The following is a 21616-nucleotide window of genomic DNA, read 5'->3' on the forward strand; positions in this document are numbered from 1 at the left end:
TCATACCCCCCTTCCCATGGAAACCACAGCTTTGCCTTGCACCTTGCCTTCCTTTACCAAGGTCAGGGCTTCACAGGCGCTGTCAAAATCGAACAGACGCATGATGCGCGGCTTTACGGCCCCCTTGCGCCATAGCTGAAAAAGCGCTTGCTGCGCGGCCTCTACCTTCTCAGGTGTCCGATCGCGGTAATCGCTCCATTGCAAGCCACAGACGCCAATGTTCTTCAAGAGCAGGTAATTGACTTTCACTGAAGGAATTTCACCGGCGGCAAAACCGATGACGACTACCCGCCCACACCAGGCGGTAGCGCGTATAGCGCCAGCGAAAAATTGATCACCTAGTGGATCGATGACTACATCAGCACCGTACCCATCCGTGACCGCATAGACCTGCTCTCGAATAAGATCTTTGAGGTTGTTTCCAGACAGATCAATGATGTGATCGGCCCCTGAGTCCCTGGCTACCTGCGCCTCTACGTCATTTCGTACGCCCGCGATAACGGTGGCGCCAAGACCTTTGGCGATTTGAACAGCGGCCAACCCAATGCCGCCTGATGCACCGCCAATGAGTACCGTCTCCCCGGCTTTCAACTGCCCTCTTTCAGTCAGCGAGAAGTAAGCTGTCTGGTACACAAGGCCCATCGCTGCTGCTTCAGGGAAGTCGAGTCCGTCTGGCATGTGGAAGCTTTGAGCAGGCGTAGTGATTGCCTGCTCTGCAAATGCACCCCACTCGATCTGTGACATGATTCGATCACCAGGTGCATAACCCACTACGCCCGGGCCCACTGATCGGACGACACCGGCGAAGTCCTTACCAGGCGTGAATGGACGCGGTGGAAGCAGTTGATACTTTCCAGAAATGACCAGCACATCAGGAAAGTTGATCCCAGCCGCTTTTACATCGACAACGATCTCCCCAGCTTTCGGCTCAAGCTGAGGCAGCTCATCTATCTGCAAGATGTACGGCTCGCCATGTTCATGGACGCGATAACTACGCATCAGTCGTCTCCCGTTCAGATGAGCAAAAGTGGGTCTTGGGTTTCGTTCAGCCGCGGCGCATTTGCGCACGTCTGCATTGAGCGGAAGAGTGGTGACACGGGGGTCGGCAGAGCTGGAATCTTGCGACCACTCGTCTCAACCTGACGATCGAAAAGGCACCGGGCAGCGACCTGGGCATCGCGTACGCCTTCCTCCAAAGTTGCCACGATCGAGCAACAGACATCTTTGCCATCAAACACCGTTTTCCAGTGTTCAGCGGTGTGACGGGCAATACGCTCCGCCACTGCCGTTTTTACCGAGTCAGGAGCCGCGTGTTCCTCTCGCAACGACTCTGGCAGATCTATCAGTTCGCAGAACAGTGACCAGAACTTGGGCTCAAGCGGGGCTGCTGCAAGGTAACGGTCGTCTGCAGTGCGATAGATCTGATAGCGTGGCGAACCGCCTGTGACGATTTCGTCACTTGTCCCGGGCCAGCGATTCAACGCAAATCCATTACCAAGTCCCCAGTACATGAATGCATAGAGGTTGTCAGCCATGGAGACGTCAAGATGGCAGCCGAGCCCGGTACGATCTCGCTGGGCGAGTGCAAACATGATGTTCATCACTGCTGGATAGGCACCACCACCAATATCGGCAGCAAGCACCTGCGGAAGCACTGGGACTGAGTCGATCCCGCTTACGCTCAGTACCCCGGTCTCAGCCATGTAGTTGAGGTCATGCCCAGCATTGCGGGCTTTAGGGCCAGTCTGTCCCCATCCGGTTATCGAGCAGTACACCAATTTTGGGTTCATGCGGCGTACGGCCTCGAAGCCCAGCCCCAAGCGTTCCATCACACCTGGCCGGAACTGCTCAATCAGCACATCTGCGCGTTCGATGAGTGGCTTGAGTCGCTGAACCGCATCGGGCGATTTGAGGTCGATTGCGATCGACTGTTTACCACGGTTGAGTAGTGCGAAGTTGACGCTGTCGTCACCGAGTTTGGGTTCATAGGTGCGCATCTCATCACCGCGCTCCGGCTTCTCGAGCTTGACGACCCGTGCGCCGGCGTCGGCAAGAATCAAACTCGCCATAGGCCCAGGGAGCAGCGTGCTGAAGTCGAGAACCAGCAGTCCTTCCAACGGTTGCATAGCATTCACCTCTTATTGGACTTGTGGGTGAAACACGCCTTAGCGTTGTGATCGAGCCAGCGCGACTTGTGCTCGGCGGGCGGGTGCATAAGCGGAATCACCCAGTGCACGGTGCAAGGCCTCAGTAGTTACGCAGTGCTCGGCAAGGCCGCTTCGCTCCAGGAGTTCAATGGGCCCTTCCGGGTAGCCCAGACCAAGCTTCAACGTGAGGTCGAGGTCGTCCGCGGTAGCCAGACCAGAATCGAGTTTGGCAAGTGCCGCGTTGTAGTAAGGCCGAACCAATCGGTTAACGATTCGTCCAGGAAAATCCGCGCAAACCGCGGTCTTCAACCCGTGAGCCTCAAACAGAGCCTGAGCAAGCGAGACCGACTCGGACGGCGTGGCCGGCTGGCGGACGATTTCAACCAGAGGAGTCGGCTCCGCGTGCCCCAGCCGGAACCGTGCGAAGCCAAGTACCTGACTTCCCTCCAATCCTCGTGTTTCGCCGGTATGGACGCCTAAACACTCATCCCCAAGCTCGATGAGAATCAGTCGGTAGCGATCGGCATCGCTCAGTTCTGCATAGGCCTGACCAGCCTTTTCCCCGGTCAAAACGAGTATCTCTGTATTGGCCTCGTGTGCCTCGATCAGGGGATGGGCAGTTGGAAACGAACGGCTGGTGCCTGCAGCTTGGATAGTGCATTTCATGGATTAGCTCCCGAAGATTTTGTTGGAGTCGTACTCAAGGAAGCCTCGCTGTGTTTTACGACCCAAATGCTTGGCGGCTACCATCCTTCGGAGCAATGGCGGGCAAGCGGCACGCGGTTCATGGGTGACACCGTGCAACGCCTCGCACAACAGTACTTGGGTATCCAACCCGACCAGATCCAGTAACTCCATCGGCCCCATCGCATACCCCAATGCGCCCTTGATGGCTTTATCAATCTCCACAGGCGCCGCCACACCCTGCTCTACCAAGCGAATTGCGTCATTGTTGAACGGCACGAGGAAGCAGTTCAGGATGAAACCCGGCTGATCTAGGGTCTTCACCGGTCGCTGACCGATCGACTCACAAATCGCCCAAGCTTGGGCAAACGTATCGTCAGTGGTTTCGATGCCTGGCGACATTTCAACGAGCTTCATCAGCTGCGCCGGAAGGCAAAAATGCATGCCGACAAATCGATCAGGTCGACCACTGATTGCTGCGATTTCAGTAATGGACAGCGTGGAGGTATTGGAAGCAAATAGCGTCTCGGGGCTGCAGTGTTCGTTCAGTTGTTGGAACAATGCACCTTTGATATGCAGGTCTTCAAAAACCGCCTCAATTACCAGGTTGCAGCTCGCTACCTGAGAAGGGTCGGTGGTCACGCTTACGCGCCCCATGATTTCTGTGACCTGCTCGGCGGATAGTTTTCCCCGCGCAACCGATTTCTCGAAGAAGCCCGCCATTTGAGCGCGCGCGGCTTCGAGACGAGCTGGATCAAGGTCGTACAGGACGGTCGTTGCACCGCCACGGGCAGCGACGATCGCAATACCCGTCCCCATAGTGCCGCAGCCAGCTACGCAGATTGATAGGTTTGACATTGTTCTTTTCCTATGTGAAGGCCGATCAACGCTCGACGAAACTGCGGCCGATTATTTGTCGGTGGATCTGATTGGTACCTTCCCAGATCTGCTCGATTTTGGCGTCTCTGAATAACCGCTCAACTCGGTATTCCTTGCAGTAGCCGTAGCCGCCATGGAGCTGAATAGCCTCTGTAGCCATGCGCATGGCAAGATCGGAGGCACGCAGTTTGAGAATTGACGCTTCTACGCCGATATCATGGATGCCGCTATCCACAAGGCGTGCGACGTTCAGCAACCACCCTTCGCACAACGCGAGCTCAGAGGCGAGGTCAGCTAGCAAGAATTGAATTCCTTGGAACTCAATAATCCGTTTCGAGGACTGACGACGCCCGTTGATGTAGGCCACCGCGTCGTTGAAAGCGGCTCGGGCGATGCCAAGCGAGTGAGCGCCAACGCTGGGCCTGGATTTGTTCAAGGATGCAATCAGCATCTTCAGGCCATGGCCAGGCCCTCGTATCAGGTTGCTTCGCGGAACACGGCACTCATCAAAATTCAGCGTTGCAGTGCTGGAAGCACGGTGACCAAGCTTGTCTTCAAGACGGGCCACGCTCAGCCCCGGCGTACCCTTTTCGATGACCAGACAGGAGATAGCTTGCTTGGGGTCGTCTACCCCTGCCCACTTCCCAAAAACGAGGTAAATGTCGGCTACATCGCCATTGGTGATGAACGTTTTGCTACCGCTGACGACGATGTGATCGCCATGCTCACGAAAACTGGTTCGCATTCCCGTAGCATCAGAGCCTGCATCAGGCTCGGTAATGACCAGCGCACCAAGTCCGCCATTTGCGATGACGGGCAGTAACCGCTCCTTCTGTTCCTCTGTACCAAATTCAATGATTGGCTTGATCGCATGGTAATTGGTTGCCCAAATGATGCCGGTGCTTGCACAGGCAGCACTGATCTCACGAACGCATGCCAGGTAGACCAGGTAGGACAGGCCAGCGCCCCCATATTCTTCTGGAATGAACATTGCGTTCAGCCCCAGACGATTGATGGCCTCAACGTTGGCCCAGGGGAACTCCTTCGTCTCATCGTAGTGAGCAGCTCGAGGAGCGATTTCATCTCGCGCAAGCGCCTTAACAGACTCAAGAAGCATTGCCTCTTCGGGATTAAGGCCCAGCTGGCTATCCAGCCTTTCGATTACATTCATGGAAGACTCCAACAACCCAGGAAAGATGGATCAATGCCCGAACTTGCTCGCATCTGGCTTACGGCGAGCGGCGAAAGAGTCCTTGAGCTCATGAGCCTCCTCCGACTCGAGATAAGGGCGCAGTAAAAGGTCGTGTGAGACCCGCGCCAGACCGGCAACGCCGTTATGACGGGCCGTGAACGCGGCCTTCAACGATGCCAAGGCGAATGCACCACGCTCAGCCACGGCTAACGCCATTTCCCGGGTTGCGGCTTCCAATTGATCGTCCGGCACGACTTTGTTGATCAGCCCATACTCAAGTGCTTGTTGAGCGGTCAGCTTGTCGTTCAAGAACCACATTTCTTTCGCACGCCGCTTGCCGACCAGATCCTCCAGATACCATGTGCCGTAGCCAGCGTCGAAGCTGCCCACCATCGGGCCAACTTGGCGGAAGATGGCGCTTTCCTTCGCAATGGACAAATCACACACCACCTGAAGGACGTTGCCACCACCTACTGCATAGCCATTCACACTCGCGATCACAGGCTTCTGAAGGCGCTCAATCGCGTCGTACATCTCAAGGGTCGGAAGAACCCCTGCGTAGAGAAGTGAATCCTCCATTCCATCCTTGCGGCCGCCAGTACAGAAGAAGCGATCGCCAGCGCCGGTGATAACCAGGACGCGGGTGCGCGTCTCGGTGCGGATCGATTCGATGCAGTCACGGATTTCGAGGCACATCGTTTTAGTGAACATGTTGCCGTCATCGGGGCGATTCAGCGTCAGAGTGCCAATCGGGCCGTCTTCTTTGTACAGGATGGTCTCGTATTGCATGGGGTTATCCTTCAGTACTGGAACTGTTCAAATGACGTTGTCGTTACGCAGGATCTCGCATTGCGCTGGTGAGTAACCCAGTAAATCCGCGAGTACCTGCTGGGTATGTTCACCCAGCCGTGGTGGAGCGTTTCGGTATCCAGCGGCTTTGCCGTCGAGCTGGATGCCGAGGCCCACTTGTGGCAATGCATAGCCGTTGCGAGGGATCTGGAAGAAAAGATTGCGGTCATGGAAATGATCGTCTTCGGTGACTTCGTCGACCCGATAGATCGGGCCTGCAGGTACCCCAGCTTCAGCGAGCATGTCGAGCCATTGCGCACGAGGTTTTGTAACCAGGATCTCTTGGATCACAGACACAATCTCCTCTCTGCGCTCGCGTCGCTGGGCGTTGTTAGCCAGGGCAGGATCGATCCCAACCTCCGGGCGCTGCACAAGATCCCAAAAACGCTGCCAGATACGATCGGTGCCAAGGCTCAGGGTGAGTGGCTCATCAGCCGTGTCAAAGGTCTGATAAATGGCAATGACGCTGTCCCGACCGCCTGTTCGACGCGAAACCTCTCCAGAGCCTAGGTAAGGGACAATTCGAGGTGACGTAAATCGCACCATGCTCTCGGTCAACGCGATGTCCACGGTCGCCCCCTGACCGGTGTGCTGACGTCGATAAAGCGCAGCTAGCACCGCCATCGCGGCGTCACCTCCAGCCAGCATATCTGCCGCGGGAGCTCCTACCTTTTGTGGGGCTGCATCCGATGGCCCCGTGAGATCCATGATGCCGCTGTAGCCCTCGGCAATCAGGTCATAGCACGGCTTGCTCGAATTTCTTCCAGACAGCCCAAAGCCGGTAATGCTGGCCACAATCAACCGTTCACGGCTCGAACGGAGTTCAGCAGGCGTCATGCCGAGTTTTGCCTGGACGTCTTTGGTCTGGTTGGTGACGACGACATCTGCTTTGTCCAACAACGCCTCAAAGACGGCCCGGCCAGATGCGTTGGTGAAATCGAGTTTGACGCTGCGCTTGTTTCGATTGACGCTCAAAAACCACAGCGACTCACCATCTATGAAGGGCGGCCCCCAGTAACGTGCATCGTCTCCAGTCGGACGTTCAATCTTGATTACGTCAGCACCGAAATCGGAAAGCAGCATGGTCGCGTATGGCCCTGCTATCGAAGTGGTCAGGTCTAGCACCCGCACCCCTTCCAGGATGGAGAATGTCGGCTCGGAATGACCGATAGGGAGTTCGTTGGCGTGCATGGGATTCCCCTTTTGTCTTTGGGAGGTGTTTTGCAACGGCCATGCCACCCTAAAAAACCCCTTATTTATCAACGTGATGCTGATTAATTGGAGTAAACACCAGTTGACAGGTGCCTCTGAGATCATCGAAGTTGTATCTCAAGAAGACACAAAATTCCTCTAAACTGTCTACTCCATGGACAGTGCGGTGACCACAAAAATAACGAGGTGTCGTAATGCATCCTAGCTTCGAGTTGGTCGTTTTCGATGCCAACTATGCCGTCCAATTTTGCACGCCCGGCGCCGTCGACTCCGCGTTCCAACATCGGCTAAAAGACCTGATCACTGGGCTATCTGAATCGAAACAACTCATTTCACTGGGCGATGAGGACAAGCGCATCGCGCTGTGTCTGCGGCACACGAATCTGACAATGGTGATCGTCCATGACGAGCTTGCAGACCACGCCTTGTTGGATTTCATCGGCACCGTGGACATCGCTTTCGATATCCTCAAGCACTTCATCACGAATCCCTACGAAGGCATTACCGTTGTAGATCGTGACGCCGTCCTGCGATACATCAGCCCAGTGCATGAGAGGTTTTTCGGTTTCAAACCAGGAGGCGCGGTCGGCCAGCCTGTCGTCGATGTCATTGAAAACACCCGACTTCAAGATGTAGTTCGCACAGGGAAAGCAGAAATTGGTCAGGTGCAGCAAATGCGCAACACCTCACGGGTCGTGAACCGGATCCCGATCACCCGAGGTGATGAGGTCGTCGGTGCGATCGGTCGAGTGATGTTCCGTGCGCCGGAAGAAGTCCATGAACTGAGCCGGCAGATCTCCTCACTTCGAGCAGAGGTCAACTATTACGAAACGGAATTGACCCGGTTGCGGCACCGTACATTCGGCCTGGACGAGATCGTTGGGGAAAGCGAGGCCATTCAGCGACTGAAAGCGCAAATACGTAAGGTTGCGCCCCTCGATGTGCCCGTGTTCATCGCGGGCGAAAGCGGTACCGGCAAAGAGCTCGTCGCTCACGCGATCCACAATTTGAGTCGCCGTGATGAGAAGCCGATGGTGGTAGTCAACTGTGGCGCCTTACCCGACACGTTGGTGGAAAGTGAATTGTTCGGATACGACCAGGGTGCCTTCACGGGGGCGAAACGCGAGGGGCGCGTAGGTAAATTCGAGCTGGCAGATCGCAGCAGCCTTTTCCTTGATGAGATCGGCGATCTACCGCTGGAAGCGCAGGTGAAACTCCTCCGCGTTCTGGAGGGGAGCAGTTTTGAACGAGTAGGTAGCAACAAGGCGCGTACCGTTGACTTCCGTCTGATCAGCGCCACAAACCGAGACCTCAAAGAGGCCATCGCAGCCCAAGACTACAGGGCAGATCTCTACTATCGCATCAACGGCGTAACCCTCACTATTCCTCCGCTGCGCGAGCGCCGAGAGGATATCCCGCTGCTTACTCGTCATTTCATCGCCCATATCTCTCAACGAGTCGGTTCGAACGTGCGAAGCATCAATCCGAACGCCTTGGTTTTGCTGCAGCGATACCCATGGCCAGGCAACGTGCGCCAGCTCTATCATGAGGTTCAACAAGCGATCATTTTTGCCAACCATCATGAGTTGGAGGCCAAAGACTTTGCTCACCTGGGTAACGGAGACGAGGTCTCAAGCGAGAGCCAGTCGACCGAGGCCTCTGTATTGACGATGAAGGACACCATGGACAATGTTGAGCTGAACCTGATTCGCGATGCTCTCAAGAAGTACGATGGGAACAAGAAACGCGTCGCCGCGGAGCTCGGCATTTCAAGGTCATATCTCTACAAACGGCTGGCGGATTTAGGACAGGCTTGAGCGTCGTCAAATTGCTGCGAAGGCGCTAACTGCGCGTGGCAATCAACAGCGGGATGATGGACTGCATGCCCATCATCCCTCAGCACACCAACATTGATCTTTGTCTAGTGCAACGCGGCTAATACGGCGTAGCGATTGCATGTAGAATTTTGGTTACAGTAACTGCCCGCCAGAGATGTCAAAGGTCGTCCCGTTAGCCCAGGCCATGTCATCAGATAGGATTGCCGCAACCGCACTACCGACATCGTCCGGCAAACCTACCCGACGCAGCGCGATACCCTGTGCCACATAGGCGTTGACATCTTTGTTGTCACGTACCGTGCCACCACCGAAATCGGTTTCGATGGCGCCCGGTGCAATTGCATTCACCCGAATTTGTCTCGAACCTAGTTCTACAGCCATGTAGCGAGTGAGCACTTCAACGGCGGCCTTCACGGCCGCGTAAACGCTGTACCCCGGCAATGTAAAACGCACGAAGCCGGAGGAAACGTTTAGGATGCGACCGCCGTCTTCCAAGAGAGGTAACAGCTTCTGAGTTAGGAAAATCGGGCCGCGAAGATGCGTGGAGACGAGTGAGGCAAATTGGTCTTCGGTCGCGTCAATAAAGTTTGCAAAGAGGCCATTTCCTGCATTGTTGACGAGGAAGTCGAAGCGCTCACGGCCGAAGTCGGTCTTCAGCGTGTCAGTCAGGGCGCTTGAAAAAGCCTGGTAGCTGGCGGTATCAGTGATGTCGAGCGACAACATTGTTGCCTTGCCGCCCCGCTCTTCGATTTCCTGCTTCAGCGTCTCAGCTTCAGCGGCGCCGCTAAGATAGGTTCCGATGATATGAACGTCTCGCTTGGAGAGGTGAAGGGCCATGTTGCGGCCAAGGCCACGGCTGGCCCCAGTGATGAGTGCGATCTGGTTGGTCATGAGCTGTCTCTACTAGGATTAGGCGCGGTGTCCCGCGTTTTTTTGACCTGCTCAAGATAGGCAATGACCGGTTTTTAACCCACGCCCAATCAGCTCAATTTATTGCCTGATTGTCTCAACCACCTTGCTTAGAGGCCCGCCATTGGCATAATTGTCCTATGACCAATCAGCTAGCTCCGCACCTTGATATAGCCCTGCGCCATGCTGCAGCGGGCTTGACTACTACGATGATCCCGCGTGTAGACATCTGCATCGGCCAAGGCTCTACAGATAAGGCGCCATGCCTGTATCGGTCGATGATTTGTTTTATCCTGCAAGGCTCAAAGCGCGTTGCGATTAACGATGACCTTTTAAGTTACGACAGCGAGCAATATCTTATCAGCGCTTTGGATCTGCCCCTGATCGGGCAAATTCTTGATGCGGGAGACGGACAGCCCTACGTTGCAATATCGCTCGAGCTGGATGCTGCCGTACTGGCGGAATTGGCGGCAACCATGCCTTCAATTCGCGAGAAAGAACAAACTGGGATGGGCATCGCGATACATCCGATGACCGCTCCGCTTCGCGACACGTTACTCCGCTTGTTGTCATTGCTTGACACACCTGCCGATATCCCCGTTCTCGCCCCAATGGTCGAACGGGAACTGCTCTATCGTCTCCTCCTGGGCCCTCAGGGCCGACAGCTGCGCCAGATTGCCCAACCCGATGGGGCACTGGGTAGCATCCGGCGGGCTGTTGCCTGCATTAGGGACAATTACAACTCTCGGCTGCACATCGAGGCGTTGTGCGACGCAAGCGGCATGAGCCGGGCAAGTCTGCATCGTCATTTTCTGTCGATGACAGGCCTAAGCCCTATCCAGTATCAGAAACAGCTTAGGCTGCAGGAAGCTCGCCAGCTTTTGCTGGCTGGCGAGCATCGCGTTTCTGACGTGGCGTTCGCTGTCGGTTATGAAAGCGCATCTCAGTTTAGCCGCGAATACCTAAGGCAATTCGGCGCATCTCCTACCCGCGACGCGCGCGAAATGCGTCAAGCAGTCTCTGGCAAGGCTCTTCAACACGGCGACAACGCTTGAGAACCATGAGTTTCACCAAGCTTGATCAAGTAGCGCGTCAGCCTGCAGCGCCTGTTCGTTCAAATGGCTTTTGTACGCGATACGGATCGGAAAACTTGCGGTGGCGGTGGACTATCAACCGATTCTATACCCAGCGAAGACTTCGCAGAGTAGCTTGCCGTTCCAGCCGTGGTCGGTGGCGGTTTGACCACTTTCAACTCATCTCCGATAGCGGCAATATCAGTCTCGCGCAGCTCGCTTAGCAAGCCCCTGAGTGAAACTTGTTCGCTGTGCTGTGCGTAGAATTAAGCGCCCCTCACGCCAATACCATTTTGCACACATTAACTCCTTCTAGATCTTTATGGAGAAGCGATTTCGTGGTTACGCCGTGCTCCATTCGAGATGAGACACATCGAGAAACGGGAATGATCTTACCACCAAGCATTGAGTGCGAATTTTACTAAGTGAGTTGACTGACAGTCGCCAATCATTGTTAATAAATCAATTTTACTTAACTTCACTGAACGCTCAAACAAAAACAAAAACTTTTACGTCTCGATTGTGGCACTAACAAGGTCGAACCTCTCACTCGAGGTGAAAACCTAGTAACGACGGGGCTTAGAGCTTATTCAGACGGTACCCGGCATAACATTTGGAGGCTTCATCCGATGCGAAAACTAGGCGATCGGTACCTTAACTCGCTACCTTGCCCGGTTTTTTTCAGCACCTTGAAAGTCGACTCGGCCATGCACGAACAAGGCATGGATCATTGGAAGAAAATATGAGCACTTGCTTCTGAGCGGTGTTTGCCAGTACATTTTTTGCGCGCCGTATTAACACCAGCTCTCAAGCCAGATTATCCTTCTGCTCAGCAAGGAGGTGGCTCTATGAAGGTAATAAAAATGAGCGAATTAACTCCTGCAACAAAACGAACTTGGCCCGCTTTATTCGGCTTTATTCTGCTGCTGTGCGGCTTAGCGTTGTTAATTGGTGGAGTTCAACTCCTGAAATTAAGTGGCTCAGGGTATTATGCGTTTGCTGGGATTGTGTGCCTGGTTAGCGGCTATCTTTATGTGAAAGCAAAGCGCTCAGGTTTCTGGGCATTTTGCGTACTGTTCGTCGGCACCCTCCTGTGGGCCCTCACAGAGGTCGGACTGCAGTTCTGGCCACTTGTACCCCGCTTGTCTGGTGTTCTGGTACTGGCAGTACCTGCACTACTAATCGCCCCCCATCTCTCCGGCCCAGCCTCATCGACCCGCCCTTGGTACAGCGCGGCAGCAGTAACGGCGGTTGCCATCATTGGAGGGTTTGCTGCGATGTTCGTACCCCATGGGGTGATCAGCGTTTCGCAGGAAGTGACAGTAAATCCATCCGCGGAACCCTCTGCCTCCAGCGACTGGGCCGCCTATGGCCGAACCGGTGCAGGCACACGCTTCGTTCCCGCCGATCAGATCAACAAAACTAACGTAAGCCAGCTAAAGGTTGCCTGGACTTTTAGAACAGGTGAGCTGCCGGTTAACGGCTCTGAGTATCAAAATACGCCTCTGCAGGTTGGAGATACTCTGTACGTGTGCACTCCGCTCAACCGCGTGATAGCTCTGAATGCCGATACGGGTGAAGAGCGCTGGCATTTTGATCCGAAAGTGCAGAGCAACGGCAAATGGCAGCGCTGCCGCGGTGTGAGTTACTTCGATGCCACCGTCTCGCCCGCCGGAGCGAGTGTGAACGCTTCGGTTGATCAATCATCCCAAGCCTGCAGCAAACGGATTATTACCAGCACAGTGGACGCACGGCTGATCGCCTTGGATGCCGCCACCGGCAAACCATGCGAAGAGTTTGGCGATAAAGGCAGCGTCGATCTGAAGCGCGGCTTGGGCCAAATCAAAAATGCATTTTACATTCCGACGTCGGCGCCGACGGTGGCTAAAGGGCTGATCCTTGTCGGTGGTTGGGTATACGACAATCAGGAAGTGAGCGAACCATCGGGGGCTTTCCGTGCCTTCGATGCCCGCACCGGGAAGATCGCTTGGGCATGGGATGTTGGTAATCCGAATCTGCAGATGCCGCCGGCAGAGGATTATCAGTACACCCGCGGTACTCCTAACGTCTGGAGCACGCCAGCTTTCGACGAAAAATTGGGCCTGGTTTACCTGCCAACTGGCAACGCGACTCCGGACTACTACGGGGGCAAACGGCGTGACTTCGACGAGGAAAATTCATCCTCGATCGTGGCTCTCGACATTGCCACCGGTAAGGTCGCATGGCGATTCCAGACAGTTCACCATGATCTCTGGGACTATGACGTTCCCGCGCAACCGGCACTGTACGACATTCCCGCGCAAGATGGGAGCAAGACACCTGCCTTGGTGCAAGTGACAAAGCGCGGCCAGATTTTCGTGCTTGATCGTCGCGACGGGAATCCAGTCCGAAAGGTTGAAGAGAAACCTGTGCCACAAGGAGCTGCACCAGGTGATCACTTGTCGCCTACACAACCGTACTCAGTTGAGATGCCAGTCATCGGCGTCAAGCATCTCAAAGAAGCAGATATGTGGGGTGCGACGATCTTTGATCAGATGCTCTGCCGGATAACCTTCAAGAGCGTCCGCTACGAGGGTGACTTCACCCCTCCTCGGCCCGAGTCTACCGGGCTTCAGTTCCCCGGCAACTATGGTGGTATGAACTGGGGCAGCGCATCGATCAATGAAGATACCGGCACACTGATCGTCAATGACATCCGCCTTCCACTGCTTACGACTCTGGTCGAGCCGCGCGCACTCGGCGATGCACAAAGCACCGGCGTCCATGACGGCAAAAACCTCTACTCGCCACAAGCAGGACTTCCGTATGCAGTGGTGACGTCTCCGTTCATGTCCCCACTCGGTATCCCGTGTATCGCTCCGCCGTTCGGGACGGTGTCAGCAGTTGATTTGAATACCGGCAAACTACAGTGGCAGCGGCCAGCAGGTACAGTGCGAGATATCCGCATGGCCAACGTTCGCGTAGGCCTCCCTGTACCTCTCGGCATGCCTACATTGGGCGGGCCATTCACCACGCGCACTGGCCTGGTTTTCCACTCCGGCACACAGGACTACTACCTGAGGGCTTATGACCAGACGTCTGGCGATGAGCTCTGGAAAGCTGAACTGCCGGTTGGTTCACAGGCTACGCCCATGAGCTATGTCTCACCTACAACCGGTAAGCAGTATGTGGTTGTTGTTGCGGGCGGGTCTCGCCAGTCCCCAGACAGGGGTGACTACGTGATTGCCTACGCGCTGCCAGAGAAGTAATCGCTAAATGGGATGTAGCTCTCGCGGAGCTGCATCCCTATATATCACTTAGTCCTCGTCCTCCCCTCCCAGCCGCATCTGCGCCACGGCACCTACTCCTAAAACTGACCTCTGAGATCACCAGCGAGGGATCAGAATTCTGGCGAATACCCGTCGGATATGTCATATAGCCGCTACTCATATGACGATGCATGGGCACCAATGGTGTGCATGCTTACAGGGGCATTGGTAGCTGTACGCGCCAGGCGCGGCACGGACGCCAGAAATCGGGATCAAGGTAGATGTTTGGACGTATCAGGCGCGGCCTGGGCCGCTGCTGGTGGGCGCTTGTGGCAGGCGGGAGAGCTACTCGCCGGTCGTTTCTCGCAGGTCGTAACGAAGATGAGCCATTCTTCGAACCTTTGACGCCAGTCTTGGTCGAGAGTGGAAGAGTAGAGCGATACGAGCGTGAGCTTTTGCGGGCGCTGCAAAGCGATGAAGTTCTTAACCTTGCTGTCACAGGGGGTTATGGCGCCGGCAAAAGCAGTGTGTTGAAGACGTTTTTCGAGCATCACCCGTCGTTCAACCACATCTTTGTCTCCCTGGCCACTTTCAGCAAGCAGCGTCCGGCAGGTGCCCCTGAGCTGAACACCGCTGGAGCGCCTGATGCCCCCGGGGATGCTGCAGCGACCACAAGCACTACAACCGCCACCTCCGAAAACGCCGACCTGATCAATCGAATCGAAGAGACAATCGTCCAGCAACTGCTCTACGCCGTTCCGGCGAAGGATGTGCCAAAAACGCGGTTAAAACGCATCACCCAGGCTTCGACACTGCGGATAAGTTGGCAGACGATACGCATCGCGTTCATCGTAATGTGTGCCTTACGATTGTGGGCTCCGAAGCTTAAATCGCTGGCCAACGTTTCATTGGAATGGTTCCTGGAATGGCTGATGCTTGTGCCTGAGCCTCTTGCTGTGATTGGCGTAATCGGAGGCGGTTGCTGGGCGCTGTATGCCGGGCTGAGGCTTCTCTCGCTTTTCAGTATTGATGGTCTGACGCTCAAAGGTGGCAAGCTCGAGGCAACCCAGCACGGCTCCGTGCTGCACAAGAACATAGATGAGATCATCTACTGTTTCGAACGTAGCGAAATCAATGTCGTGGTGATCGAAGACCTGGACAGATTTGACATCCAGGACATTTTTTTCAGGCTGCGCGAAATCAATTTCATCATTCGGCGATCGCCTCAAATCAAGCGTCCCGTTCATTTCATCTACGCCATCCGCGACGAAATGTTCACAGTCACCGACAAGACCAAGTTTTTTGACCTCATCATTCCAATTATCCCGGTGGTGAACTCGGAGAACTCGCGGGAGAAACTGGTAGAGCTGATGAGGGATCGCAAGGTCGCGAGCAGACCGCTCAGCGATGGGCTGAAGCCCAAGCTGATCGAGACTGTTTGCTATTACGTTGATGAAATGCGACTCATCAAAAATATCGTCAACGAGTACGACATCTATGCCAATCTGCTCACGCAGGATGGCCTAGTGCTCGATCCGAACAAGCTTTTCGCAATGGTCGCCCTGCGCAATCTTTACCCTGAAATCTACGCTGACCTGCTGAAGCGCAAGGGTGTAGTTCATACGATCATCGAAGGTTACGCCGCATGGGTAATCGGCGAAACCACCAAGATGGCGATGGCCGTCACTAACCTGCGAAAACGAAGAGCGGAGCGAGAGCTTGAGGTAGCCAGCGACGTGGCTCATCTGCGCGCCTGCGTCTGGTATGAATTCATGCGCAGGGGCGAGCTTAATTCTGCCAATAGCCTGTGGCTCCAGGATCAGTCGACACTCACTTTGGTTGAGTTCGTCACCGATGAAGGATTTGAAAAGGCTTGTCGCTCAGCGAACGTTTGGCCCCTGTTTGATTTGAACAGGTATGGCAGTCCTAAGGGGAGTGCGTTGCAGCCTATGGCTGTTCTCAAAGAGCTTTCGTACGAAACACGGGAAGCTCGCCTCGACATCTCCCTGGAAGAAATCGACACAGAGCTTGCACTGCTGCAAAAGCAAATCACGAAGCTGAAAACCATGCCTTTCAGGGAAGCTAGCGTCAGCGGATATGGGGAGATCTTCGCCGAACAGCTAAAAGACTGCAAGCTCATTACCTACCTGCTTCATCGCGGTTTCCTGGACACGGATTACAGCGACTACCTCGGCTATTTCTATGAGGGCTCACTCACCCAGTCTGACAAAAACCTGATCCTGGCTTTGGGTCGGGGCGAAACGCTTGATGTAGGTACCCCAATCACTAACCCAGAGCGCGTCGCCGGTAAACTCGACCTCGATTCCCTGGACAAAGGTAAAGGGATATTGACGCATCTGATCACGGAGCTGACCCGCCATCGCGTCGAGGACGCTGAGAACCGAAATGCTCAGCTTTCATTGATACTGAAAAGCGGTCATCAGCATATGGATCGTTTGGCGACAGCATTCGACCTAGCGTTTGTTGAGGAAGACCGTAGCGCCTTCGTCAAGGCGATGTACAGAATTGATCCGAACTTGATTCTTCAGCTGCTTACCTATGAAAAATCGCTCACTGCGCACGAGGATCTCGTGGTTGCGGTGCTGCATGCCTTGACGGCGGAAGAAGCCGAGCAGCTTCAAGGTCGTCGAGGTACGTTCCTGAAGATCATCAATGAGCTATCCGATGTGTCGAAGCTGGTGCCCCACCTAGAGGTCGGGCAGATGGGCTGGCAATGGCTCAAAGACAAACCGGCGCGCTTCTTCAATATCGGAGAGAAGACTTCTCCCAATGACCTTAAGCGCCTGATCGAATGGGGCTGCATCGAACCGTGCCTAGCTATGCTTCGTCTGCTGTGTCGAAAGCTCGATCCAAATCCAGATGATGAGCAAATCACCTACTATCGACTGAGAAAGCTCGACACACCACCCCTCGACACCATCATCGCGCATTCACCAAGGGGCTTTGTGGAAGCACTGCTCAGTCAAGAGGGCAAGCTGCACGAGAACTCAGAATCGCTACTTGCGCTACTGGAACTTTTGGACAGCGAAGAGGATGAAGAGCTACGGACAAGTGTGTTTGAACGGACTACGGGCACAGTGACAAGGATGGGGTTCATTGCGCCATCTCTATGGCTACCAGCGATGAAGTCTGACCGGCTAGAGCACCCTGGAGAAGCCGTGTGGACGTTCTTCAACAGCGTCATTCTTGCGCCTGCAGATTCACCTGAACACGTAGATCTGGATGACCCGTCGAGGTCGATATTCCATGATTACGTGGAATCAAATGCGTCGACTCTAGCCGGTCAGCTCTGGGGAAAGGCCGAAGCTGACTCTGAATTGCAAAGCTTCTTCATCAACAGTGGCCGGGTCGACAACACCACGTTGAGCACCCTTTTCGCACCTATCATCCTGACAACATCAGTAGTCGTCGGAACCTCCGCATCGATGCCATCAACCCGCTGGAAGCTCTTTGCAAACGAAGACTTTGTTCCTTACAGCCCGGAGATAGCGCAGCTTTTTGCGCAAAACTCGCCTTCTTTGGAACCAATGTACATTGTCAAGCGTTGGAAGGATGCCCGTGTCCACCTCAGCCTCGACGCGATGCCGGTGCATTTGGTGACCTGGCTCAGTCGCTATGAAGTAGGCTCCATCACCGAAACCTTCAAGATGTGGTCAGGCGTGAGCCTGGAAATGTTCAGCCAATGCGAGGACTCCGTAGCCGAACTAGCCAACACGTGCGCTCGGGCGAACAGGGAGCAAATGACTTTCCCCACCAGCTACTTGCCCGTCATTCTGCATTTTATTACCGATGACAGATTGACCGCCACGAACCGACTGGAAATGCTGATCCAGGCATTGCAAATGAACTGCCACTGGGGAGATGTTGTACCAGTGCTGCCGTTGATCGGACAGGAACATGGCGCGCTATTGCATAAACGACGCGTGAGCTTTTCCACGTCAGATGATGACCGTCGCCTTGCCGAAGCCCTGAAAAATCGCAATTTTGTGGGTGCGGTGAAACCTGAGGCCAAGCGGATCATCATTTATAGCCGGCGCAACCAGCTGGCCTAGGCCTCCAAGGCTCATGCACGCGCTGGCTTCATCAAACGCAGTGGCCGCATCGGAGGCGGCCACTGCTTAGTTGCTTATACTTAAACCGAACCCACGGTTCGTAGATACGAATCGTAGTCAAGCGCCATACTTCGATCAGAAGATAGAGATTGGGTAGTCAACGATGACCCTCACTTCATCATCATCCACGTAGCGATACCCGGTCGAGGAGCGGTGTGTGGCCTGGCGAACACGGAACGAGAGGTCTTTGGCGGGGCCTGATTGCACGACGTACCGTGCCTCGATATCCCGCTCCCAGTGCCGTACATCCGCGCCGTCAGGATACACATACCGACGGGTGTAGAAGGTGTTATGGCTATCGCGGTTTTCTACTTGATCGCCCCTGACGTAACGGGTCATAAACGACAAGCCTGGTACGCCGTAAGGTGCCATGTCCAAGTCATAGCGCAACTGGAACGACCTCTCGTTCGGCTCGGTGAACGTCGCAAACTGTACAGCGTTGCCCAGTGATACCGAACCGCCCATGGTAGTAAATGCAGCCCAGTCCATAGGTTCATCGCTATCGACTTTTTGGGCAGCAACCGTGAACGTATGGGCCGAATACTTATAGGCGACCGACAGAGACCAAGTCGTGTTATTAATCACGCTGGCTAATTGCCGCCCTGTATCCAAGGTTCTATAGATATTGCCATCAACCGTGACGGACTGGGCAGGATCAATCAGATAGCGATAGTTGACGTTACCGTAGTATTGACGCCATGTATCCTCGAGCTCGGATCCGTACAGTGACACTTTGAGATTGTCGCTGATTGAATACTTACCCCCAACATAGCTTACCGAATCAATCGCGATAGGGAGACCGTAATCCGTAGTGATTGGGTCGTCATTGTTAGTAGAAGCGACACCCCCTTGCCCATAGAAATGACCCGCATCAACGTGCAGCTTCTTTATGTCCCAACCAAACATCCACCCAGTCGCCGAGCTAGGAAAAAGACGAACAGTATTGACGGAGAATACCGGGACAGCTGGGAAAAGATTTCCGTACTGAAAGAGCGCTCCATCATAGCGAACCTTGACCGAAGCGCCGGCCTTGTTAAAGTTGTCCTGCGGCCTTCCATCCTCTTGGATGGGTATCAATCGTAAGCCCGTCCTTCCCCCACCGCTGTCGAGCTTTATGCCAAGGAAGCTGTATGCATCCACACCGAAGCCTACTGCGCCCGGGGTAAATCCAGAGGTAAAGTTTGCCATGAAGCCTTGAGCCCACTCTTCTGCGTAACCATTGCGATCACTAGCTGGCTTGAAAGCGTTCGTCCCAGTGCCACTACTCGCACCATTACGATAATCGCGATTGAAATAAAAATTTCGGGCCGTGACCGTCAACTTGCTGTCACCGATAAAATCGGAATTTTGTTCTGCTTCTGCCCTTCCCTCGAAAATGACAAAGGGAATGATTGCCAAGCACGCAACTCGGTTCGCAGCCATAGAATGCACCATCTATTATTTTTGTATTGAGATACGACGAAAAAGATATTCCCTAGCCCACCTGCTACTGCCTTACAGTTTCCTGATCAACCCCTCTTGAGCAACGCTGGCGACCATTTCGCCATGCGCGTTATATATACTTCCTCTCGACAGCCCCCTCCCTGAACCAGACCACGGGCTGTCCATGACATATAAAAGCCACTCATCTGCCCTAATGTCTTGATGTATCCAAAGTGCGTGATCCAGGCTTGCGACTTGAGTATCGTCTTGTAAATCCGAAACTCCATGGGGCAGGAGTGACGTTATGAGTAAGCCGATGTCAGAGGCGTACGCCAACATGGATCGATGCAGAGCGCGGTCTTCAGGTAAAGCCCCTGCTGCCTTGAACCAAAAGCGTTTTACTGGCTCTTGAGCTACTGGCTCGCTCGGATCGATCAAGTCCACGATACGAACTTCGATCGCCTGGGCGGCAGAGAAGCGTAATCTGACCTGTTGGGCCAAGAACTCATTCCCTTTCAGCAAATCAATCTCCAGTGGAAGCCCCTCTGGCCCAGGTACCTCTGGCATCGTCGCTTGGTAACTCAAACCCTGCTCAGCTATGTGGAATGATGCCGAAGCAGTGAAGATCGGTTTTCCATCCTGGCTCGCGGTGATTTGGCGCGTGCTGAAGCTCCTTCCATCATGCAGCGAGTCGATCTGATAAAGCACCGGCCTGGATGCTCTCCCTTTTCTGATGAAGTAGCCGTGGATGGAGTGCAGTATTTTCTCACTAGAGACCGTCAGGCTCGCCGCCGTTACAGCCTGCCCAAGCACTTGCCCACCGAAAAGCTGAGGTAGGTGAAGTTCCTGGCTAGCGCCACGAAAAATGCCTTGCTCGATGGTCTCGAGCGAGAAGATTTTTACGAGCTCAGCAAGTGCGGTCGACATAGAGTACCTATTGCTGATAGAAAAACGGATAATCGGTGTAGCCCTCGGCACCTCCACCGTAGTACGTCGATGAGTCAGGCTTCGTCAGGGGCAATCCCAAGCGAAATCGCTCAGGTAAATCAGGGTTGGAGATAAACGGACGTCCAAATGCCGCTGCGTCAGCCAGATTTTGATCAAGCAGCTCCTGAGCACTCTGCGCACCGTAATGGCCGCAGTAGATCAGAACACCAGGGAACTCTCGTCTCACTGCGTGGCGGAAATCATCCCCAAGCTTGACTTCACCCCCTCGCCAATCAGGTTCGTTGATATGCAGGTACGCCACTTCTCGACGAGACATTTGCTGAGCCAGGTACAGCGTCATCTCCTCCGAATCTGTGTCGGTAATGTCGAAGATGTCAGTAAGCGGTGAGAGACGGACACCGACCTTGTCGTATCCAACAGCGATACCGATCGCATCGACAACGTCCAGGACGATCCGGGCTCTGTTTTGAAGTGTGCCTCCGTACTGATCCTGCCGAACATTGGTGCCTGTAGCAGTGAACTGGTGCAACAGATAGCCGTTCGCCGCATGAACCTCGACCATGTCGCAACCCGCACGAATGGCACGAATTGCGGCTTGGCGATAATCGTTGACAATGGCATGTATTTCTTCGACGGAGAGCTCCCGCGGCGTACTTGCAGGTGTGGGCCCGGAGGTGCCGTCAGCGAACTCGACGAAGGCCTTGGTCGTATTGCCTCGGATAGCACTCGGTGCAACAGGTTGTGCCTGTCCTGGCTGCACCAGTTCGTGCGATACGCGACCTACATGCCAGAGCTGCATCGCCAAACGGCCACCCGCGGCATGTACCGCACGGGCAACACCACTCCATCCCTTCTCCTGTTCGTCGGTATAGATCCCCGACGTGTATACGTAGCCGACTGCAGTCGGCGAGATATTCGTGGCTTCTGAGATAACCAAGCCAGCGCTAGCGCGCTGACTGTAATAACGCTCTTGCAGCGGCCCAGGGATCGTATTCGGCGTGCGAGCCCGGGTGAGTGGCGCCATCAAAATACGATTTGGAAAAACGCATGAGCCGCATTTCAAGGGTGTGAAGATGTCCATT

The 21616-nt window shown here is 54.6% G+C and carries 15 protein-coding genes; 4 read left to right on the top strand and 11 right to left on the bottom strand.

Annotation, left to right across the window (positions count from 1 at the left end):
• Genes CAG22_RS04350 through CAG22_RS04380 form a run of 7 tightly spaced genes read right to left on the bottom strand, consistent with a single transcriptional unit; the run spans position 1 to position 6942 of the window.
• A complete protein-coding gene (locus tag CAG22_RS04350) occupies positions 1–999 on the bottom strand; it encodes an NADPH:quinone oxidoreductase family protein (protein ID WP_085704585.1) in 999 nt (332 codons plus the stop codon).
• Between the two features lie 14 nt (positions 1000–1013).
• Positions 1014–2126, bottom strand: coding sequence for a CaiB/BaiF CoA-transferase family protein (locus CAG22_RS04355; RefSeq protein ID WP_085704587.1), 1113 nt, complete (start codon positions 2124–2126; stop codon positions 1014–1016).
• 39 nt (positions 2127–2165) lie between these two features.
• Positions 2166–2813: a 3-hydroxyacyl-CoA dehydrogenase family protein gene (locus CAG22_RS04360; protein ID WP_085704589.1), complete on the bottom strand. Its 648-nt coding sequence runs from the start codon at positions 2811–2813 to the stop codon at positions 2166–2168.
• A 3-nt stretch (positions 2814–2816) separates the two neighbouring features.
• Positions 2817–3689: a 3-hydroxyacyl-CoA dehydrogenase family protein gene (locus CAG22_RS04365; RefSeq protein ID WP_085704591.1), complete on the bottom strand. Its 873-nt coding sequence runs from the start codon at positions 3687–3689 to the stop codon at positions 2817–2819.
• Positions 3690–3714: 25 nt separating this feature from the next.
• Positions 3715–4881: an acyl-CoA dehydrogenase family protein gene (locus CAG22_RS04370; RefSeq protein WP_085704593.1), complete on the bottom strand. Its 1167-nt coding sequence runs from the start codon at positions 4879–4881 to the stop codon at positions 3715–3717.
• Positions 4882–4911: 30 nt separating this feature from the next.
• Positions 4912–5691 (bottom strand): enoyl-CoA hydratase-related protein, encoded by a 780-nt coding sequence (locus tag CAG22_RS04375; protein WP_085704595.1) that lies wholly within the window; start codon positions 5689–5691, stop codon positions 4912–4914.
• 27 nt (positions 5692–5718) lie between these two features.
• Complete coding sequence (locus tag CAG22_RS04380; protein WP_085704909.1) at positions 5719–6942, bottom strand: CaiB/BaiF CoA-transferase family protein; 1224 nt, start codon at positions 6940–6942, stop codon at positions 5719–5721.
• A 215-nt stretch (positions 6943–7157) separates the two neighbouring features.
• Here CAG22_RS04380 and CAG22_RS04385 point away from each other — a divergent pair, with 215 nt between their 5' ends.
• The gene (locus CAG22_RS04385) at positions 7158–8780 is read left to right on the top strand and encodes a sigma-54-dependent Fis family transcriptional regulator (protein ID WP_085704597.1); all 1623 of its coding nucleotides are present in this window, start codon (positions 7158–7160) and stop codon (positions 8778–8780) included.
• A 153-nt stretch (positions 8781–8933) separates the two neighbouring features.
• Here the strand turns inward: CAG22_RS04385 and CAG22_RS04390 are convergent, their stop codons facing one another.
• On the bottom strand, positions 8934–9692 hold the full coding sequence (locus CAG22_RS04390; protein ID WP_085704600.1) for an SDR family NAD(P)-dependent oxidoreductase: 759 nt from the start codon (positions 9690–9692) through the stop codon (positions 8934–8936).
• Positions 9693–9850: 158 nt separating this feature from the next.
• On the opposite strand from CAG22_RS04390, the gene CAG22_RS04395 reads away from it, so the two are divergent.
• From CAG22_RS04395 to CAG22_RS04405, 3 genes are all read left to right on the top strand, one after another.
• Positions 9851–10765: an AraC family transcriptional regulator gene (locus tag CAG22_RS04395; protein WP_085704602.1), complete on the top strand. Its 915-nt coding sequence runs from the start codon at positions 9851–9853 to the stop codon at positions 10763–10765.
• Positions 10766–11646: 881 nt separating this feature from the next.
• Entirely contained in the window at positions 11647–14031 is a 2385-nt protein-coding gene (locus tag CAG22_RS04400) for a membrane-bound PQQ-dependent dehydrogenase, glucose/quinate/shikimate family (RefSeq protein ID WP_085704911.1), read from the top strand.
• 281 nt (positions 14032–14312) lie between these two features.
• Positions 14313–18104, top strand: a complete 3792-nt coding sequence (locus tag CAG22_RS04405) for a hypothetical protein (protein ID WP_139833401.1) — start codon at positions 14313–14315, stop codon at positions 18102–18104.
• Positions 18105–18239: 135 nt separating this feature from the next.
• On the opposite strand, the gene CAG22_RS04410 is transcribed toward CAG22_RS04405, so the two are convergent.
• From CAG22_RS04410 to CAG22_RS04420, 3 genes are all read right to left on the bottom strand, one after another.
• The gene (locus CAG22_RS04410; RefSeq protein WP_256582402.1) at positions 18240–19562 is read right to left on the bottom strand and encodes an OprD family porin; all 1323 of its coding nucleotides are present in this window, start codon (positions 19560–19562) and stop codon (positions 18240–18242) included.
• 96 nt (positions 19563–19658) lie between these two features.
• Positions 19659–20513 carry an acyl-CoA thioesterase II gene (locus tag CAG22_RS04415; RefSeq protein WP_085704608.1) on the bottom strand — a complete coding sequence of 285 codons (855 nt, stop codon included), beginning with the start codon at positions 20511–20513 and terminating at the stop codon, positions 19659–19661.
• A gap of 7 nt (positions 20514–20520) precedes the next feature.
• Positions 20521–21615 carry an alkene reductase gene (locus CAG22_RS04420; RefSeq protein WP_085704609.1) on the bottom strand — a complete coding sequence of 365 codons (1095 nt, stop codon included), beginning with the start codon at positions 21613–21615 and terminating at the stop codon, positions 20521–20523.
• Position 21616: the final 1 nt, after the last annotated feature.

The sequence above is a fragment of the Pseudomonas sp. B8(2017) genome, from assembly GCF_002113575.1.
Lineage (GTDB): Bacteria > Pseudomonadota > Gammaproteobacteria > Pseudomonadales > Pseudomonadaceae > Aquipseudomonas > Aquipseudomonas putida_Z.

Bases quoted from the DNA above. Each gene is read 5' to 3' on its own strand.
- CAG22_RS04350 (WP_085704585.1), bottom strand. From the start codon at position 999: ATGCGTAGTTATCGCGTCCATGAACATGGCGAGCCGTACATCTTGCAG.
- CAG22_RS04355 (WP_085704587.1), bottom strand. From the start codon at position 2,126: ATGCAACCGTTGGAAGGACTGCTGGTTCTCGACTTCAGCACGCTGCTC.
- CAG22_RS04360 (WP_085704589.1), bottom strand. From the start codon at position 2,813: ATGAAATGCACTATCCAAGCTGCAGGCACCAGCCGTTCGTTTCCAACT.
- CAG22_RS04365 (WP_085704591.1), bottom strand. From the start codon at position 3,689: ATGTCAAACCTATCAATCTGCGTAGCTGGCTGCGGCACTATGGGGACG.
- CAG22_RS04370 (WP_085704593.1), bottom strand. From the start codon at position 4,881: ATGAATGTAATCGAAAGGCTGGATAGCCAGCTGGGCCTTAATCCCGAA.
- CAG22_RS04375 (WP_085704595.1), bottom strand. From the start codon at position 5,691: ATGCAATACGAGACCATCCTGTACAAAGAAGACGGCCCGATTGGCACT.
- CAG22_RS04380 (WP_085704909.1), bottom strand. From the start codon at position 6,942: ATGCACGCCAACGAACTCCCTATCGGTCATTCCGAGCCGACATTCTCC.
- CAG22_RS04385 (WP_085704597.1), top strand. From the start codon at position 7,158: ATGCATCCTAGCTTCGAGTTGGTCGTTTTCGATGCCAACTATGCCGTC.
- CAG22_RS04390 (WP_085704600.1), bottom strand. From the start codon at position 9,692: ATGACCAACCAGATCGCACTCATCACTGGGGCCAGCCGTGGCCTTGGC.
- CAG22_RS04395 (WP_085704602.1), top strand. From the start codon at position 9,851: ATGACCAATCAGCTAGCTCCGCACCTTGATATAGCCCTGCGCCATGCT.
- CAG22_RS04400 (WP_085704911.1), top strand. From the start codon at position 11,647: ATGAGCGAATTAACTCCTGCAACAAAACGAACTTGGCCCGCTTTATTC.
- CAG22_RS04405 (WP_139833401.1), top strand. From the start codon at position 14,313: ATGTTTGGACGTATCAGGCGCGGCCTGGGCCGCTGCTGGTGGGCGCTT.
- CAG22_RS04415 (WP_085704608.1), bottom strand. From the start codon at position 20,513: ATGTCGACCGCACTTGCTGAGCTCGTAAAAATCTTCTCGCTCGAGACC.
- CAG22_RS04420 (WP_085704609.1), bottom strand. From the start codon at position 21,615: ATGGACATCTTCACACCCTTGAAATGCGGCTCATGCGTTTTTCCAAAT.